This is a genomic window from Streptomyces sp. NPDC014676, from assembly GCF_043084105.1.
Lineage (GTDB): Bacteria > Actinomycetota > Actinomycetes > Streptomycetales > Streptomycetaceae > Streptomyces.
The window spans coordinates 57332-73026 of the sequence record NZ_JBIBZI010000012.1 but is presented as its reverse complement, the minus strand read 5'-3'; the positions used below and the strand labels follow the sequence as shown (position 1 = coordinate 73026).

General features: G+C 73.6%; 18 protein-coding genes and 1 pseudogene. 13 read left to right on the top strand and 6 right to left on the bottom strand.

All coding sequences use genetic code 11. The annotated features are described in order from the left end of the window. Positions 1 to 3: 3 nt before the first annotated feature. Complete coding sequence (locus tag ACF1DX_RS28860) at positions 4 to 651, top strand: DUF4232 domain-containing protein (protein WP_391794057.1); 648 nt, start codon at positions 4 to 6, stop codon at positions 649 to 651. A gap of 6 nt (positions 652 to 657) precedes the next feature. Here ACF1DX_RS28860 and ACF1DX_RS28855 read toward each other — a convergent pair whose 3' ends face one another. Further along, positions 658 to 1626 carry an aldo/keto reductase gene (locus tag ACF1DX_RS28855; protein WP_391794056.1) on the bottom strand — a complete coding sequence of 323 codons (969 nt, stop codon included), beginning with the start codon at positions 1624 to 1626 and terminating at the stop codon, positions 658 to 660. 72 nt (positions 1627 to 1698) lie between these two features. On the opposite strand from ACF1DX_RS28855, the pseudogene ACF1DX_RS28850 reads away from it, so the two are divergent. Both ACF1DX_RS28850 and ACF1DX_RS28845 read left to right on the top strand, forming a co-directional pair. Further along, positions 1699 to 2148, top strand: a pseudogene (locus ACF1DX_RS28850) (lysine transporter LysE); the annotation flags it as partial. 87 nt (positions 2149 to 2235) lie between these two features. Next, positions 2236 to 2682 carry a nitroreductase family deazaflavin-dependent oxidoreductase gene (locus tag ACF1DX_RS28845; protein ID WP_391794055.1) on the top strand — a complete coding sequence of 149 codons (447 nt, stop codon included), beginning with the start codon at positions 2236 to 2238 and terminating at the stop codon, positions 2680 to 2682. 61 nt (positions 2683 to 2743) lie between these two features. On the opposite strand, the gene ACF1DX_RS28840 is transcribed toward ACF1DX_RS28845, so the two are convergent. Next, entirely contained in the window at positions 2744 to 3667 is a 924-nt protein-coding gene (locus ACF1DX_RS28840; protein ID WP_391794054.1) for a cation diffusion facilitator family transporter, read from the bottom strand. 143 nt (positions 3668 to 3810) lie between these two features. On the opposite strand from ACF1DX_RS28840, the gene ACF1DX_RS28835 reads away from it, so the two are divergent. Continuing rightward, on the top strand, positions 3811 to 4839 hold the full coding sequence (locus ACF1DX_RS28835) for a glutathione S-transferase family protein (RefSeq protein WP_391794053.1): 1029 nt from the start codon (positions 3811 to 3813) through the stop codon (positions 4837 to 4839). Between the two features lie 41 nt (positions 4840 to 4880). Then, a complete protein-coding gene (locus tag ACF1DX_RS28830; RefSeq protein WP_234328206.1) occupies positions 4881 to 5216 on the top strand; it encodes a DUF4235 domain-containing protein in 336 nt (111 codons plus the stop codon). Positions 5217 to 5259: 43 nt separating this feature from the next. Here ACF1DX_RS28830 and ACF1DX_RS28825 read toward each other — a convergent pair whose 3' ends face one another. Continuing rightward, complete coding sequence (locus ACF1DX_RS28825) at positions 5260 to 5652, bottom strand: VOC family protein (protein WP_391794052.1); 393 nt, start codon at positions 5650 to 5652, stop codon at positions 5260 to 5262. 556 nt (positions 5653 to 6208) lie between these two features. Between ACF1DX_RS28825 and ACF1DX_RS28820 the strand changes: the two genes are divergently transcribed. The 3 genes from ACF1DX_RS28820 (at position 6209) to ACF1DX_RS28810 (ending at position 7996) form a co-directional block, all read left to right on the top strand. Then, positions 6209 to 6589 carry an anti-sigma factor antagonist gene (locus ACF1DX_RS28820; RefSeq protein WP_030863833.1) on the top strand — a complete coding sequence of 127 codons (381 nt, stop codon included), beginning with the start codon at positions 6209 to 6211 and terminating at the stop codon, positions 6587 to 6589. Positions 6590 to 6719: 130 nt separating this feature from the next. Continuing rightward, positions 6720 to 7391: a DUF4230 domain-containing protein gene (locus ACF1DX_RS28815; protein WP_391794051.1), complete on the top strand. Its 672-nt coding sequence runs from the start codon at positions 6720 to 6722 to the stop codon at positions 7389 to 7391. A 59-nt stretch (positions 7392 to 7450) separates the two neighbouring features. Beyond that, entirely contained in the window at positions 7451 to 7996 is a 546-nt protein-coding gene (locus ACF1DX_RS28810; RefSeq protein WP_391794050.1) for a VanZ family protein, read from the top strand. A 3-nt stretch (positions 7997 to 7999) separates the two neighbouring features. Here ACF1DX_RS28810 and ACF1DX_RS28805 read toward each other — a convergent pair whose 3' ends face one another. Next, positions 8000 to 8254 carry a hypothetical protein gene (locus ACF1DX_RS28805; protein WP_391794049.1) on the bottom strand — a complete coding sequence of 85 codons (255 nt, stop codon included), beginning with the start codon at positions 8252 to 8254 and terminating at the stop codon, positions 8000 to 8002. A gap of 221 nt (positions 8255 to 8475) precedes the next feature. Here ACF1DX_RS28805 and ACF1DX_RS28800 point away from each other — a divergent pair, with 221 nt between their 5' ends. From ACF1DX_RS28800 to ACF1DX_RS28780, 5 genes are all read left to right on the top strand, one after another. Further along, the gene (locus ACF1DX_RS28800; protein WP_391794048.1) at positions 8476 to 9132 is read left to right on the top strand and encodes an HAD family hydrolase; all 657 of its coding nucleotides are present in this window, start codon (positions 8476 to 8478) and stop codon (positions 9130 to 9132) included. Further along, complete coding sequence (locus ACF1DX_RS28795) at positions 9129 to 10355, top strand: aromatic acid exporter family protein (protein ID WP_391794047.1); 1227 nt, start codon at positions 9129 to 9131, stop codon at positions 10353 to 10355. The genes ACF1DX_RS28800 and ACF1DX_RS28795 overlap by 4 nt, the downstream gene beginning before the upstream one ends. A 286-nt stretch (positions 10356 to 10641) precedes the next feature. Next, positions 10642 to 11610 (top strand): SDR family NAD(P)-dependent oxidoreductase, encoded by a 969-nt coding sequence (locus ACF1DX_RS28790; protein WP_391794046.1) that lies wholly within the window; start codon positions 10642 to 10644, stop codon positions 11608 to 11610. A gap of 47 nt (positions 11611 to 11657) precedes the next feature. Then, complete coding sequence (locus ACF1DX_RS28785) at positions 11658 to 12689, top strand: SDR family oxidoreductase (RefSeq protein WP_391794045.1); 1032 nt, start codon at positions 11658 to 11660, stop codon at positions 12687 to 12689. A gap of 69 nt (positions 12690 to 12758) precedes the next feature. Then, positions 12759 to 13040, top strand: a complete 282-nt coding sequence (locus ACF1DX_RS28780; RefSeq protein WP_391794044.1) for a hypothetical protein — start codon at positions 12759 to 12761, stop codon at positions 13038 to 13040. A 289-nt stretch (positions 13041 to 13329) separates the two neighbouring features. Here the strand turns inward: ACF1DX_RS28780 and ACF1DX_RS28775 are convergent, their stop codons facing one another. Then, complete coding sequence (locus ACF1DX_RS28775; protein WP_391794043.1) at positions 13330 to 14619, bottom strand: ROK family protein; 1290 nt, start codon at positions 14617 to 14619, stop codon at positions 13330 to 13332. A gap of 91 nt (positions 14620 to 14710) precedes the next feature. Continuing rightward, positions 14711 to 15691 (bottom strand): phosphotransferase family protein, encoded by a 981-nt coding sequence (locus ACF1DX_RS28770; RefSeq protein ID WP_391794042.1) that lies wholly within the window; start codon positions 15689 to 15691, stop codon positions 14711 to 14713. Between the last annotated feature and the right edge of the window lie 4 nt (positions 15692 to 15695).

The window sequence follows — 15695 nt, the reverse complement described above, 5'->3', positions numbered from 1 at the left end:
ACCATGGCGAACGGGTCACGGCACGCGACGGCGGCGGTGGCGGGCGCGCTGGCCCTGCTGGGCGCGCTGACCTCCTGCGGCACCGAGAGCGGAGGGGCGGGCCCTTCGCCGCGGCCCTCCGCGTCCGCCGGACGGCCGGCCGGGGACTCCCCGCACAGCGCCGTCCCGAGCGACGCCGCCGGCTCCACGAACGACCGGTCCCCGGCGTCCGCCGGGCACACGGACCGCCCGGTGTCCCGGTGCCGCACCTCCGAGCTGAGCGCCGCCGTCGGCCGGATGGACCCGGGTGCGGGACAGCGCAACTTCCCCGTCGTGCTGACGAACGTCTCCTCCCGCGTCTGCACCCTGTACGGCCATCCGGGCGCCGCCTTCGTGGACGCGGCCGGTGAGCGGCTGGGCCGGGACCCGGAGCGCACCCCCGGTGACCCGGCGACCGTCACGCTGCGGCCCGGCGCCAGTGCCTGGGCGGGGCTGCGCTACGCGAGCCCCGGCGTCAGCGGCGCCCGTACGGCCACCCCGGCGGCGCTCCTCGTCACCCCACCGGACGAACGGGACCCCCTGAAGGTGCCGTGGAAGGCCGGCGCGGTCCCGGTGTCCGGCAACGCGTCCTCGGTGTTCCTCACGGTGCTTCAGCCGGGCACCGGCCCCTAGGGCCCCTCAGTGACCGGCGACCGGGTGCGGGACGTAGGGCTGCCGGAGCTCCTCCAGCTCCTCGTCGGTCAGCTCCAGTCCGACGGCGGCCACGGCGTCCTCGATGTGATGGGGCCTGGCCGCCCCGACGATGGGCGCGGTGACCGTGTCCTGGTGAAGCAGCCAGGCGAGGGCGACCCGGGCGCGCGGTACGCCGCGCCGTTCGGCGATGCGGGTGACCGCCTCGACGATCGCACGGTCCCCCTCCTGGTACAGGGTGCTGCCGAACACGTCGGTGGCGCTGCGCCCGGTGGTGGCGTCCCAGTCCCGGGTAAGCCGGCCCCGGGCGAGCGGGCTCCAGGGCAGGACGCCCACGCCCTGGTCGGCGCAGAGCGGCAGCATCTCGCGCTCCTCCTCGCGGTAGAGGAGGTTGTAGTGGTTCTGCATGGACACGAACCGGGTCCAGCCGTGCCGTTCCGCCGTGTACTGCGCCTTGGAGAACTGCCAGGCGTACATCGAACTGGCCCCGATGTAGCGCACCTTGCCCGCCTTGACGACGTCGTGCAGCGCCTCCATCGTCTCCTCGATCGGGGTCCCGGGGTCCCAGCGGTGGATCTGGTAGAGGTCGACGTAATCGGTGCCGAGGCGGGTGAGGCTGTGGTCCAGCTCGGTCATGATCGCCTTGCGGGACAGGCCGCCACCGCCCGGGCCGGGCCGCATCCGGCCGTGCACCTTCGTGGCGAGCACGATGTCGTCCCGGCGGGCGAAGTCGCGCAGCGCCCGGCCGACGATCTCCTCGCTGGTGCCGTCCGAGTACACGTTCGCGGTGTCGAAGAAGGTGATGCCCGCCTCCAGCGCCTGCCGGATCAGCGGGCGGGACGCCTCCTCGTCGAGGGTCCACTCGTGGTTGCCGCGGTCGGGCGCGCCGTAGGTCATGCACCCCAGACAGATCCGCGACACCTCCAGGCCCGTCGAACCGAGCTTCACGTACTGCATCGTTGCTGCTCCTGTCTGCGGGAACGGTCGTCGTCAGGGGGAGCGTACGTGCTGGTGCGCACTCGAAGCCGGGGGCCGGCCCTCGCGTCGGTGCTGCGGCCGGTCCTGGGGCCGATGCGCTGGGTCTGCGTGGTGGTGCTGCCGGCGGCGTGGGGCGCGGCCGGCGCCGTACGCCGGTACCGGGGCCGGCGGCTCACCGCCCGTCCCGGAGCCGCTCCCCCGGACGCCGCCCGCGCGTTCCTGTCGCTGCTCGGGACCACCCTGCTCAACCCCACCACCGTGATCTACTTCGCGGCGCTGGTGCTCGGCTCGCGAAGCGGCGCGGCCGCCGGGCCGGTGGAGCAGGGCGTGTTCGTGGCGGTGGCCTTCGCCGCGTCCGCGAGCCGGCAGGTGCTGCTCGCCGGCGGCGGCGCCCTGCTGGGCCGGGCGCTGACCGGCCACCGGGGCCGGCTGGTGACCGCGCTGGTGGCGAGCGGCGTGACGGCGGCGCCCGCGCTGCGGACGGCGGTGGCGCCCGCCTGACGCCCGGTTCGGATGAATTCGGCGTGCGGTGGTGTTGCAGGAGTGATCGACTCGGTCGCAGTACACGAGAACGACGGGATGGATGCCATGCCCCTGCAAGGCGAGTACGAGCCCAGTCCGACCCAGTGGGTGCGCGAACAGGTGGAGTTGTACGAGAGTTCCGGCGGCACGAAGGGGACGACTCTGCAGGGCAGGCCCGTCATCGTGCTGACCAGCCGGGGCGCGAGGAGCGGCAGGCTGCGCAAGACCCCGCTGATGCGGGTCGAGCACGAGGGGCGCTACGCGGCGGTCGCCTCGCTGGGCGGCGCGCCCAAGCACCCGGTCTGGTACCACAACGTCAGGGCCGACCCGCGCGTCGAGCTCCAGGACGGGCCGGTCAAGCAGGACATGACGGCCCGTGAGGTCACCGGGGAGGAGAAGGCCGAGTGGTGGAAACGCGCCGTCGCGGCCTTCCCTCCGTACGCCGACTACCAGAAGAAGACGGACCGCGAGATTCCGGTCTTCGTGCTGGAGCCGGACGGACAGCGGGACTGAGCCCCGGGGAATTTCCCGTGTTCCGGTGTGCATGAAGCCCCGGGATCCGGGCACGCGTGGTTCAGGCCCCGCCGCGTTCCCCCGTCGCGGCGGGGCCTTCCCATGCCTCCCGCGCCTCCGGGGCCCCCCGCTCGGTGACGTCGAGGAATATCTGTTCCGCCTCGGGCACCGCACGGGCGATGGACCGCTTGATGCGTACGGCGACCTCCTCCACCCGCTCGCTGTCCATTCCGGGCACCAGGTCGACGCGGGCCGCCACCAGGGCGGTGTCCAGGCCCGTCTTCATCGTGAAGAGCGCCTCCACGCTGTCGATCTCGGGCTGCTCCTTCAGCAGCTCCCGGATCCGGTCGCTCGCCTCCGGGCCGGCGGCCTCGCCGATCAGCTGGTCGCGGGCGTCGCGGCCGAGCCGGAAGGCGACGTAGACCAGCAGCGCCCCGATGGCGAGCGAGGCGGACGCCTCCCACACCACCTGTCCGGTGATCATGTGCAGCACCATGCCCGCGATGGCCAGGGTGACGCCCACCACCGCGGTGCCGTCCTCGGCGACCACCGTGCGCAGCGCCGGATCGCGCAGTCCGCTGCCCAGGCCGCCCTGCCGGCGCACCTGGTACAGGGCGCGCAGCAGGGAGCCGCCCTCGGCGAGCAGGGCGACGCCGAGCACGACCAGTCCGGCGACATAGCCGTTCAGGTCCTCCTCGCTCCCGCTCCTGAGCGCCTCGACGCCCTGGTAGAACGAGAAACAGCCGCCCATCACGAAGATCCCGACGGCGGCGAGCAGCGACCAGAAGAACCGCTCCTTGCCGTAGCCGAACGGGTGACGGCGGTCGGCCGGGCGCCGGCTGCGCCGCAGCGCGGCGAGCAGGAACACCTCGTTCAGGCTGTCGGCGACCGAGTGCGCCGCTTCCGACAGCAACGCGGGGGAGGACGCGGCCAGTCCGCCGACGGCCTTGGCGACGGCGATCACCAGATTGGCTGCGAGTGCCACCAGGACGGTGATCCGGGTTCTGCGATCCGATCGAGTACTCACCCTCGGCCGATTGCCCCGGTCGGCCCACGCCACACCGTGCCGTCGGCGGAAAACGGGGAACGCGGTCACAGGGACGTACCGACGGCGGGAAGGAGACCATCATGGGCGGCCGCGACGACGGGGGCGGCGGCAACAGCGCGTACGGCAGGAAGGCGTTCAAGCGGTCGAAGGCCCACTTCGCGGACCGGATCACGGCGGACGGGCGGGACGGGTGGCCGGTGGAGGCCGGGCGCTACCGGCTCGTGGTCAGCCGCGCCTGCCCGTGGGCGAGCCGGGCGCTGGTGTCCCGGCGGCTGCTCGGGCTGGAGGACGCGCTCTCCCTGGCCGTCGCGGACCCGGTCCAGGACGACCGGAGCTGGCGCTTCACCCTGGATCCGGACGGCCGCGACCCGGTGCTCGGCATCCGGTACCTGAGCGAGGCGTACGACCGGCGGGAGACGGACTACCCGGGCGGGGTGAGCGTGCCGGCGGTCGTGGACGTGCCCAGCGGGAAGCTGGTCACCAACGACTACCAGCACATCACCCTGGACCTCGCGACGGAGTGGACGGCACTGCACCGCGAGGGGGCGCCCGACCTGTATCCGCGGGCGCGGCGCGACGAGATCGACGCGGTGGCGGAGGACGTCTTCCAGGACGTCAACAACGGCGTGTACCGGGCGGGGTTCGCCACCGGCCAGGAGGAGTACGAGGCCGCGTGCACGGCGGTGTTCCGGCGGCTGGAGCTGCTGGCGCGGCGGCTGGAGGGGCAGCGGTACCTGGTCGGCGACACCATCACCGAGGCGGACATCCGGCTGTTCACCACGCTGGTGCGGTTCGACGCGGTGTACCACGGTCACTTCAAGTGCAACCGGTGGAAGCTGGCGGAGAACCGGGTGCTGTGGGCGTACGCCCGCGACCTGTACCAGACGCCCGGCTTCGGTGACACCGTGGACTTCGACCACATCAAGCGGCACTACTACCAGGTGCACACCGGTATCAATCCGTCCGGCATCGTGCCCCTCGGTCCCGACCTGGCCGGCTGGACGACGCCCCACCACCGGGAGGAGCTGGGCGGCCGGCCGTTCGGGGACGGCACTCCGCCCGGTCCGGTGCGGGCCGGTGAGGAGGTGCCGGCGCCGGGGCGTCCCTGAGCCGCCCGGTCCTCCCCCACGATCCGTCCACCGACGAGACCATGCAGCCGATTGAGGAGATCCACGTGGCGAAGAAGAGCAAGAAGGCGAAGAAGAAGCTGCCCCTGGCGTACAAGCCGATCGGCTTCGCGCTGGGCTGGACCAGCGGCACCGTGGCGGGGATGGCGTTCCAGAAGACCTGGAAGGTGATCCGGCACGAGGACGACGCTCCGGACGCGCTGGACCGGGACCGCCGCTGGGGCGAGATCCTGCTGGCCGCGGCGATCCAGGGCGCCATCTTCGCGGTGGTGCGCAGTGCCGTGGACCGGGCCGGCGCCAAGGCCATCGAACGCTCCACGGGCACCTGGCCGGTCCCGGACAAGGGCGGTCGCGACTGAGACACCGTACGTACGGCCGGCCCGCCGCCCCCGTGGCGGCGGGTCAGCCCTGTTTGGGCGCCGTCGACGTGCCCCGGCGGATGGTGAAGGAGTGGCCCGCCGGGTCGGCGTAGACGCGTTCCTCGGTGGGTCCCGAGGCGTCGCCCGTCTCCACCTGGCGCCCGCCGAGGCCCACGATCAGGCGTTCCACCGCGTCCGGGTCGTCCACCACGAACTCCAGGTGCGCCTGGAGGGAGTTCTCCGGGCGGGGCCAGCTCGGGGCGGTCGCGTTCACGTCGCGGCGCAGCGCCAGCCGGAAACCGCCGGCGGCCCGGATCTCCACCCGGTTGACGTGGGCGTCGACGTCCTCGGTGGCCAGCAACTCCTTGTAGAACTCGGCGAGTTTCTCGGGTTCGGCACAGTCGAGCACCACCACGCCGGCCGTCACCAGGGTCATGTCTCCTCCGCGGGAGTCCGGGCGCGGGGCGCTGCTGCCCCGCCCTGTACGTGACACCTGTCCCCGCTCACCGGATTCAGTCATGTCCACGTGCGGGCGCGCACGCCTCAACCGGCCTACGCGGTAACGGAGATCGCCATCGGCCACCAGCCGTGCCGGACGACGGGGTCCCGCGCCGCCGGTGGCGGGGCGGGGAGTTCCAGCCGCGCCCTTCGAAGCGACACGGGGGGGTGTACGAGAGGGCCACGCGTATGAGTACGCACCACGAAGCGATCCGTCACGGAGCGGCCAACTCGCCGTGTCGGCAAGGACTTTATCGGGTCGGCGGCCCTGTGGATCACGTCCGTCCGCTGCCGGAAGTGAGGATGACGTCACGCTCCGACAAGGCTCGCCGGGACCGACCGACCGGTTCGGAAGAAGTCGGTCGCAATTCGAAGACATATGTCAAACGAACATGCTCAAATGCACTCGTCCGAAGGTAACTTGCAGGGTGTGAACCGGTGTTGGGACCGGTTCGCTCCCCCGTTGCACGGAGCAGGCTGGAGGCGATGGCGTCGTGCGGTACGAACCTGCACCGCTGACCCGGCATCTGCGCGTCCGCCACGACCGGGGGCACACGGTGCTGGAGCTCCGCGGTGAGATCGACATCGCCGCGGCCGCGGAGATCGTTCCGCACCTGGACATGGCGACCGCCGAACCGGACGCCCGGATCGTGATCGACCTGACCCACGTCGAGTTCTTCGACCTCTCCGGGCTGCGCCTGCTCTACCGGGCCCGGCAGCGGATCGCGGACGGATCCGGCCGGCTGCGCCTGGTGTGCGCCCACCCGCTGACCCTGCGCATGCTACGGATCACCGGCACGTCCCGTCTGCTGCCGCCGTGGCCGACCCTGGACGCGGCCCTGGAACGGCCTGAGGCCCCCTCGGGACCGGCCTGACCGCCGGATCCGCGGCCTGCCGCCCACCGTGCGCCCCCGCGTGCCCCCGGTGCGGTCGTCCGTCCCCCGACTGCCCTGTCTGTACCGGTGACTGAGGGGCATTCGGTCAGGAGGAAGGAGGGCCGTCGCCATGACGACTCCGACGACTCCCGCGAAGGGACCGATCGCGCGCGTACCCGGATGGGCGAAGGCGCTCGGCGCGGTGGCGCTGCTGCTCGTCGTGCTGTTCGCCGGGATCCGGCTGAGCCTGCTGCCGGGCCTGAAGGACCTGTTCGGCACGGAGACCGAGGACCGCTCCGGGCCCGCGCTGCTGGAGTCCATCCAGGACATCAGCCGTTACGACGCCGCCTCGGGCAACTTCCAGGTGGTGGTGGATCTGGAGAAGGACGCGAAGTTCCTGCCGGACGCCGTCCGCGGCACCCGCACGCTGTACGTGGGCGCGGGCACCGTCGACGCCTATGTCGACCTCGGGAAGCTGGACGAGGGCGACGTACGGGTCGACGAGGACCGTACGTCCGCCACGCTGCGGCTGCCCCACGCCCGCCTGGGCAAGCCTGCCCTGGACCCCGAGCGCTCCTACGCCGTGTCCAAGCAGCGCGGGCTGTTCGACCGGCTCGGCGACCTCTTCTCGGACAATCCGGGCAGCGAGCAGGCCGTCCAGAAGCTCGCCGTGCGGCACATCGGCGACGCGGCGAAGGAGAGCGGACTCACCACCCGGGCCGAGACCAACACCACGGAGATGCTCGAAGGGCTGCTGCGCTCCCTGGGGTTCGAGAAGGTGCGGGTCAGCTACGGCGAGTGACCCGCACAGCCGGGGGTAACCGGCGTACCACATACGGAAGTTGACGACTGGAGGACAGAATGGCCCGCGCCGTCCCGCATCCGCGCTCCCTGTTCCACCGGCGTCCGCGGCCGTCCGGGCGCGGCACCGCGGAGGGCGGCCCGGGGCGCCCGCTTCCGTTGTTCCCGCGCTTGCTGGCGATGCTGTGCGCCTTCGTGTTCATGGTCGTCTTCGCCGTGGTCCTGGCCCGGCTCACCCTGCACCCCTCCCCCGCCTCGGAGGCGCTGACCCACACCAATCTGCATCCGGGCCGCTCGCTGAGGGCCTATCTGGACCAGCCCGCGCTGCGCGACGCCGTCCGTCAGATCGGCGGCAACATCCTGCTCGGCGTGCCCTTCGGGGTGCTCGCGCCGGTCGTCGCACCACGCACACGGGGGTTCCTGCGGGTACTGGTGCTGACGGCCGTCGTGATGCTGCTGGTGGAGTGCGCGCAGGGCGCCCTGGTGACCGGACGCGCCTTCGACATCGACGACGTCATCCTGAACACCGGCGGGGCGTTGCTCGGTTACCTGCTGGTGGGCCGCCGGCTGAGCCGGGCCGTGCACGCCCGCCGCCCGAAGGCCTGACCCCTAGGGGGTCCGCGGGGCTCGGCGCAGGGTCCAGGTGAACTTGTCGCCGCCCACCCAGCGGACCACGTCCGGGTCGTCCAGGTCGTGGACCGTGATCCCGAACGCGGCGGCGGCGTGCAGCACGTCGGTGACGGTCCTCGCCTCGCCGACCACCTGTCCGTCGATCTCCACGATCCGGAACGGCGGAGTCCCGGGCTGTACCCCGAGCACCATGATCCGCGGGTGCGACATGTACGGGCTCGCGCTTTCGGTCATGCATCGAGGGTAGAGCGCGAACGGGGCGAACGCGGCGTACGGGTCCGCCGCCGGTCGTCGCCCTCCGGGCGCGGCGGGGAAGGCGATGGCCCGGGCGGCCTCACGGACGCCGCCGGGACGGCACGTCCCCGGGTGCGCCCGTGTGCGGGAGCGCCGGGTGCCGTCGGAGTGGCGGGCGGCTGGGGTGGTACCCGTACCACCCCCTCAAGGAAGGATCACGTATGGAACGGGCTGCCGTGTTCGACGTCGACGGCACTCTGGTCGACACCAACCATCTGCATGTGACGGCCTGGTGGGAGGCTTTCCGGCAGGCGGGGCACCGGGTGCCGATGCACGCCGTCCACAGGGCCGTGGGGCTGCCCTCCTCCGACCTGGTCGCCCATCTGCTGGGCGAGGACCGGGACACCGGCCGCGACGACGAGCTGAGCGCGGCGCACAAGGCACTGTACGGGCAGTACTTCGACCGGCTGCCCGCACTGCCGGACGCCGGCCGGCTGCTGGAGCGGCTGCACCGGGACGGCTGGACGGTGGTGCTCGCCACCTCGGCGGGCGGTGCCGAGCTGAGCGCGCTGCGCCGGGCGATCGACGCGGACGAAGCGATCGACGCGACGGCGAGCGCCGACGACGTGTCGGAGGGCAAACCCGCGCCGGAGCCCGTCGAGCACGCCCTGGAGCTGGCCGGGGTGCCCGCGGAACGGGCGGTGTTCGTCGGTGACACGGTGTGGGACATGCGGGCGGGCGGCCGCGCCGGGGTGCGCTGCGTGGGCGTGCTGTGCGGCGGCATCCCGCGCGCCGACCTGGAGGAGGCCGGCGCGGACGCGGTCTACGCCGGCCCGGCGGATCTGCTGGCGTCCCTGTCGGACAGCCCGCTGGCATGACGCGGGACATGGCACGGGTGCGGGAAAGGACCGGACGGGGCGACGCCGTGGGGCGGACGGCCCCGGTGACACGGGTGCGGGACGCCGTGCGGTGGGACGCGTGGTCCGTCGGCCGCGCGGCACGGGCCGCGTGGCGGGGGCCGGGACGGGAGCGGGATCTGCTCGTCCAGTCGCTGAAGGCCGCCGCGGCGGCCCTGCTGGCCTGGCTGCTGGCGCGGGTGTGGCTCGACGACCCGATGGCCCTCATGGCGCCCTGGGTGGCGCTGGTCCTGGTGCAGGCCACCGTCTACAGCTCGCTGATGCAGGCGGCGCGGCAGTTCACGGCGATCTGCGTGGGAGCCCTCGTGGCGTCGGGGGCGCAGGCGGTCACCGGCGACACCACGGGCGCCCTGGCGCTGTCCGTGCCGGTGCTGGTGCTGCTGTCGAACTGGCCGCGCTTCGGCGACCAGGGCATCTACGCCGCCACCACGGCCGTCTTCACCATCGCCACGGGAACGGTGAGCGCGGTCGCCGTCGGGCACCGGCTGGGGCAGGCGGCGCTCGGCGCGGTCATCGGTGTCGCCGTCAACGCGCTGGTCCTGCCGCCGATCCATCTGCGGGACGTACGGGAGAACCTGGCGGCGCTCGCCCGTGAGGCGGGGGACGTGCTGCACGCCGTCGCCGGGGATCTGCGCGGGGACGAGTGGGACGCGCAGAGCGCCGCGGACCGGCTCGGCGACGCGGCGCGGCTGCAGAGCCGTCTGGAGGCGCTGCGCTCGGCCCGCGGCTGGAGCAAGGAGAGCCTGCGGCTGACCTCGGGCATCCTGCGCGCCCTGTACCGGGCGCCGACGGAGGCTCCGCCGCCGGAACACGAGGACGAGCGGTTCAGCCGCGTCACCGGACACCTCACGGCACTGGCCCGCACGCTCGCGGTGGCCGCCGACGAGGACCGTACGCCCACCGCGCCCGACGCCGCGGTGCTGGGCTGCTACGCGGAACTGCTGGAGCTGCTCGGCGACGCCTGCCACGCGGAGGCCGGCCGGCTGCTGGGCGGCGGCACGCGCGTGGACACCCTCCTGGACGAGCGGACCGAGGCGGTGATGCGGGAGCTGCACGAACGGCTCCAGGACGGGCTGCGCGAACAGGCCGGGCAGGGCGCCGCGCGGACGGCCGTCCTGGGCACGCTGGTGCTCCAGGCCGAGAACCTCTGGGCCGACCTCGACAGCGGCGCGCGGGGCCGGTGACACACGTCACTCCCGCAAACGGCCGGACGCGGAACACTCGGGGGTGGTTCTCCGTTGAACAGACCGTGGGTGCGGACGGGACAGTGTCCCCGGGCCTCACCATTCGCCCACAGGGACGATCGTCCGGCTGAAGCCCTGTGGAGCCCCTCGCCGAGAGGCGACCGCCGTGCGCGCCCACCACCGAGCCGCCCCGGCCGTGATTCCCCCGTCGCGGCCGGGGCTTCCTCTTGCCCCGCGCCGGGCGTCGCTTGACTTCGAGAGCGCTCCAATCCGTAGCGTGACGGACATGAACGACAACAGCGGCGCACAGCACCCCATCGGCTCGGGCTTCGGCGCCCGCAGCACCGCGGACGACGTCCTCGAGGGCGTCGACCTGACCGGACGGCTCGCGCTGGTCACCGGCGGCTACTCCGGACTCGGTCTGGAGACCACCCGCGCCCTCGTCAAGGCCGGCGCCCGGGTCGTCGTCCCCGCGCGCCGCCCCGGCTCCGCGCGGGAGGCGCTGGACGGCCTGGAGCGCGTCGAGGTGTCCGAGCTGGACCTCGGCGACCTGGAGAGCGTGCGCGCGTTCGCCGACCGTTTCCTGGCGTCCGGGCGGACCCTGGACATCGTGATCGGCAGCGCGGGGATCATGGCCTGCCCCGAGACCCGGGTCGGGCCCGGCTGGGAGGCCCAGTTCGCCACCAACCACCTCGGGCACTTCGCCCTCGTCAACCGCCTGTGGCCGGCCGTCGAGCCCGGCGGCGCCCGCGTGGTGTCCGTCTCCTCGCGCGGGCACCACGCCTCCGGCATCCGCTGGGACGACGTCCACTGGGAGCGCGGCTACGACAAGTGGGGGGCGTACGGGCAGGCGAAGACCGCCAACGTGCTGTTCGCCGTGCACCTCGACCGCCTCGCCCGGGACCGCGGCGTCCGTGCCTTCTCCCTCCACCCGGGCGGCATCCTCACCCCGCTCCAGCGGCATCTGCCCCGGCAGGAGATGGTGGACCGGGGCTGGATCGACGAGCAGGGCAACCCGCTGAACCCCGAGGGTTTCAAGACCCCGCAGCAGGGCGCGGCCACCCAGGTCTGGGCCGCCACCTCGGCGCGGCTGGACGGCATGGGCGGGCTCTACCTGGAGGACTGCGACGTCGCCGGGCCGGCCTCGGACGACGACGGTCGCACCGGGGTCAAGGACTGGGCGGTCGACCCGGAGCAGGCGGCCCGCCTGTGGGAACTCTCGGCCCGCCTGACGGGCGTGAACGCCTTCGCGTGAGGGGTACTCGGCCGGTTCCGCGGAGCAGCGGCCGAGAGGAGCGGAAGGTGAGCAGCACAGCGGGCAGGAGGGTCGTCGTCACGGGCGCCACCGGCAACGTCGGGACCAGCGTGGTGCGGGTCCTCTCGCAGGAACCGGAGGTCGGCTCCGTACGGGGCCTGGCACGGCGGGTCCCCGACCTGTCGCTCCCGAAGACCGAGTGGTCGGCGGTGGACCTGGCCTCGGACCGGTCCGATCTCGTCGGGGAGTTCACCGGCGCGGACGCGGTGATCCACCTGGCGTGGGCGTTCCAGCCGACGCACGATCCGGCGGCCACCTGGCGCACCAATGTGCTGGGGGGCATGCGGGTGTTCGACGCGGTGGCCGAGGCGGGGGTGCCGGCGCTGGTGCACGCCTCGTCGGTGGGGGCGTACTCGCCGGGTCCGAAGGACCACGCGGTGGACGAGTCGTGGCCGACGCACGGCTGGCCGGACGCCGCGTACTGCCGGGAGAAGGCGTACCTGGAGCGGGCGCTGGACACGTTCGAGCGTGATCATCCGGAGACGCGGGTGGTACGGATGCGGCCCGCCTTCCTCTTCAAGCGGGAGTCGGGGAGCGAGCAGCGCCGCATCTTCGGCGGCCGCTTCCTGCCGGGTCAGCTGGCGCGGCCCGATCTGCTGCCCGTCCTCCCGGACATTCCGGGGCTGCGGGTGCAGGCGCTGCACACCGACGACGCGGCCCACGCCTACCGGCTGGCCGTGCTGTCCGCGGAGGCGCGGGGCGCCTTCAACCTCGCCGCGGAGCCGACGGTCGACGCGGAGCTGCTCGGGGAGATGCTCGGCACGCGCCGGGTACGGCTGCCGCGTACCGCCGCGCGCTCGGCGGTCGCCGCCGCGTGGGGGCTGCGGCTGCTGCCGGCGTCGCCGCATCTGTTCGACGCCGTGCTGAGGCTGCCGCTGATGGACTGCACGCGTGCGCGCGTGGAACTCGGCTGGCGGCCGGAGCACACGGCGACGCAGGTGGTGGAGGAGTTCCTGCTGGGCATGGAGCAGGGCGCCGGGGAGGACACGGAACCGATGAGGGGCCGCAAGGTCGGCTGAGCACCGGGTTTCACCGGTCCGCGCGGAGGTACCCGCGAGGGTCGCGTACGAACGAGAAGGGAGAGCGCCGTGACCGACCACCGCCTCGAAGGACCCGGCGAGAACGGTGCCGGTGTCCCCCGCGACCTGCCCGACCAGCAGGCCGGCCCCGGTGAGGACCCTTGGGAGGTCGCGCCCGCCGCGGCGGAGCGGGAGAGCGAGCGGAAGGCCGACGAGTCGGAGGAGCCCGAGTCCGGCGAGGCCGGGTCCGGCGTGCCGGACACGGACGAGGCCGGCACCGGCCGGCAGGGCGCCCCGCACTCGGCGTCCTCCAACCCGGAACAGCCCGTACCGGACGAGTCCTCCGCGTGACCGGGCCGTGCGGGGCAGGGCGGCGGCGTGCACGTCACACACGGCCGCCCCGCCACGCAGGGCCGTCGCGCCGGGCCCCGCGGCCTTCTGGGGGCGCGTCGTTCGGATCGTGCCGGGGTCGCGGGCCCTGGCACGCACTCCCCCGGAGGGAGGACCCCAGCGGCGTTGTCGTCGGTCCTCGGCTCCCCCACACTCGGCTTCGCTCCAGCGGGAGGGACCCCCATCGCCCCCGCTCGGCTCGGCTGCGAGGCGCCGTCGCCTGAAGCCGGCCTGACCCGAACGACACCCCTTAACGCGGGGTGCGTTCCTGGAGGGCCGTGTGCCAGGCGGGCGGCGGGGACTGCGGGTCCGGGTCGGGGCGGCGGCCGCCGCGGGCGAAGAAGTCGGCGAGCGGCAGGATCGCGGCGCCGACGGTGACCGCGTCGGGGCCGAGGCGGCCCAGTTCGATCGTCACCTTCTCGGCCGGGTGGCGCAGCGCGTACGACAGGGCGTGCCGGTGCACGGCCGGCAGGAAGCGGGCGCCGAGCTGGAGGCCGGCCCAGCCGCCCATGAGGATGCGCTCGGGCTGGAAGAGGTTGATCAGGTCGGACAGGCCCGCGCCCAGGTACTCGGCGGTCTCCTCCAGCACGGCGAGCGCGACGGGGTCGGGGGCGCTGTCGTCGGCCGGGTAGGCGGCGGCGAGCATGGCCGTCAGCGCCGTCTCCTCGTCCGTGCCCCCGGGCACCCGGCCGCCCTCCTCGCGCCACCGGGCGAGCAGCGACTCGGCGCCCGCGTACGCCTCCAGACAGCCGAGCGCGCCGCAGCGGCAGCGGCGTCCCCTGACCCGTACGGTCAGGTGCCCCCATTCGACCGCCCGGCCGTGTTCCACCTCGGGCGTGACCAGGCAGGCGCCGACGCCGGAGCCGAAGAGGACGACGAGGGCGTTGCGGGCGCCGCGTCCGGCGCCGAACCACATCTCGGCCTGGCCGAGGGTCTTGGCGCCGTTGTCGATGAAGTACGGCACCGTGCCGGGCAGCGGGGACCCGGCGCGCAGCAGGGATTCCAGGGGGACCGCGTCCCAGCCGATGGTCTGGCCGTGCACGACGGCGCCCCGGTCGGGGGTGTGCTCGACGATGCCGGGGACACCGATGCCGACGCCGAGCAGCCGCTCGGGGGCGAGACCGGCACCGGCGAGCACCTCGGCGATGCCGGAGCGGATGTGGTCGACGATGACCTCGACCTCGTAGCGCTGCTGCTCCAGCGGGCGCTGTGCGCGGGCGAGCTCGGTGAGGGTCAGGTCGAACAGTTCGACGCGGACCCGGGTCTCCCCCACGTCGACGCCGATCATGTGGCCGCTGACCGGTGCCACCCGCAGCAGGGTGCGCGGACGGCCGCCGTCGGAGTCGACGCTGCCGGCCTCCTCCACGAGGCCGTCGGCGACCAGGTCCGCGACGACGTTGCTCACCGATCCGGAGCTGAGCCCGGTCGCGGGGCCGAGCTCGAAGCGGCTCAGCGGGCCGTCGAAGTACAGCCGCTGCAGCACGGCCGTGCGGTTGGCCCGCCTGAGGTCGCGCACCGTGCGCCCGTTCCGCCCCGCCATGTGACTCCTTCCGAAACCCTGCCCGACCTGCAACATACCGCCGGGAACCGGCCGGGCGCGACTTTTCAGCACCCTTATTTCATGATGTGAACTAACAGGGTTCGCCGATGTCGTCCAATGCGGCCTCCAGCTCCGGGGCGACGGTGGCCTGAAGCCATCGTCCGTGCTCGTCCCCGCTCGCCCGCGGAACCGCCTCGGTGAGCATGATCAGGTAGAGGTAGGCGCGGTAGAGGGCGAGCCGGACACGGGCCGCCGCGTCGAGGACGGCCCGGCCCCCGGCCTGTCCGTACCCGGCGAGAAACGCCTCGTCCGTTCCGATGTCGCCGAGCAGCGCCAGGGAGACGAAGTCGGCGAGCGGGTCGCCCCAGAACATGCGCTCCCCGTCGACAATCCCGCCGATCCGGGCCTCCCCCGCCGGCGTGCGCTCCACCAGGATGTTGCCCGGCCACAGGTCGAAATGGACGAGGACCGGCACCGTGACCTCGTCGAGCGCCCCGGCGGCGGTACGGATCACGGCGGCCACCTCGTCGACGGGGCGCGGCAGCCGGGCGCCGTAGTCCCGGGCGTCGGCGAGGACGGCGTCGGTCATCGCGGTGAACGCGGTCCGCCAGTCGGGGGCGAGCGGGCCGAGGGCGCCGGACGGGTAGCCGAACCCCGGTCCGGTCACCCGGTGCAGCCGGGCCACCTGACGGCCGAGCTCCGCACGCAGCGCCGCCCGCTCCCCGCCGGCCGGCTCCACCCGCGTCCAGGGCTCGCCCGGACAGGCGGTCATCAGCAGGTACGGCACGGAGGTGTCACCGCCGGCGGACACGGCGTGCGGGGCGGGTACGCCGGCCTCGGCGGCTCCGGCGCAGAAGTCCGCCTCGGAGACGAGCAGGCGCCGCTCGTACCGGAGACCGGGGACGGCGGGCGCGGGCGGGACCTTGAGCACATAGCGGCTGCCGTCGGCGAGGAGGAGCTCCTCGACGGTGTTGTAGGTGCCCCCGCTCAGCGGGCGCACCCCGGTGAGCGCGCCGGACGGCAGTCCCGCCTCCGCGAGCACCCGGCGGGCCCGCTCCCAGGAGTCCCCCATCGTC

Excerpts from the sequence above, each read along its gene's own strand:
- ACF1DX_RS28835 (WP_391794053.1), top strand. The coding sequence starts at position 3,811 with ATGGGCGGCCGCGACGACGGGGGCGGCGGCAACAGCGCGTACGGCAGG.
- ACF1DX_RS28800 (WP_391794048.1), top strand. The coding sequence starts at position 8,476 with ATGGAACGGGCTGCCGTGTTCGACGTCGACGGCACTCTGGTCGACACC.
- ACF1DX_RS28805 (WP_391794049.1), bottom strand. The coding sequence starts at position 8,254 with ATGACCGAAAGCGCGAGCCCGTACATGTCGCACCCGCGGATCATGGTG.
- ACF1DX_RS28825 (WP_391794052.1), bottom strand. The coding sequence starts at position 5,652 with ATGACCCTGGTGACGGCCGGCGTGGTGGTGCTCGACTGTGCCGAACCC.
- ACF1DX_RS28830 (WP_234328206.1), top strand. The coding sequence starts at position 4,881 with ATGCAGCCGATTGAGGAGATCCACGTGGCGAAGAAGAGCAAGAAGGCG.
- ACF1DX_RS28775 (WP_391794043.1), bottom strand. The coding sequence starts at position 14,619 with ATGGCGGGGCGGAACGGGCGCACGGTGCGCGACCTCAGGCGGGCCAAC.
- ACF1DX_RS28810 (WP_391794050.1), top strand. The coding sequence starts at position 7,451 with ATGGCCCGCGCCGTCCCGCATCCGCGCTCCCTGTTCCACCGGCGTCCG.
- ACF1DX_RS28815 (WP_391794051.1), top strand. The coding sequence starts at position 6,720 with ATGACGACTCCGACGACTCCCGCGAAGGGACCGATCGCGCGCGTACCC.
- ACF1DX_RS28855 (WP_391794056.1), bottom strand. The coding sequence starts at position 1,626 with ATGCAGTACGTGAAGCTCGGTTCGACGGGCCTGGAGGTGTCGCGGATC.
- ACF1DX_RS28860 (WP_391794057.1), top strand. The coding sequence starts at position 4 with ATGGCGAACGGGTCACGGCACGCGACGGCGGCGGTGGCGGGCGCGCTG.
- ACF1DX_RS28790 (WP_391794046.1), top strand. The coding sequence starts at position 10,642 with ATGAACGACAACAGCGGCGCACAGCACCCCATCGGCTCGGGCTTCGGC.
- ACF1DX_RS28845 (WP_391794055.1), top strand. The coding sequence starts at position 2,236 with ATGCCCCTGCAAGGCGAGTACGAGCCCAGTCCGACCCAGTGGGTGCGC.
- ACF1DX_RS28770 (WP_391794042.1), bottom strand. The coding sequence starts at position 15,691 with ATGGGGGACTCCTGGGAGCGGGCCCGCCGGGTGCTCGCGGAGGCGGGA.
- ACF1DX_RS28795 (WP_391794047.1), top strand. The coding sequence starts at position 9,129 with ATGACGCGGGACATGGCACGGGTGCGGGAAAGGACCGGACGGGGCGAC.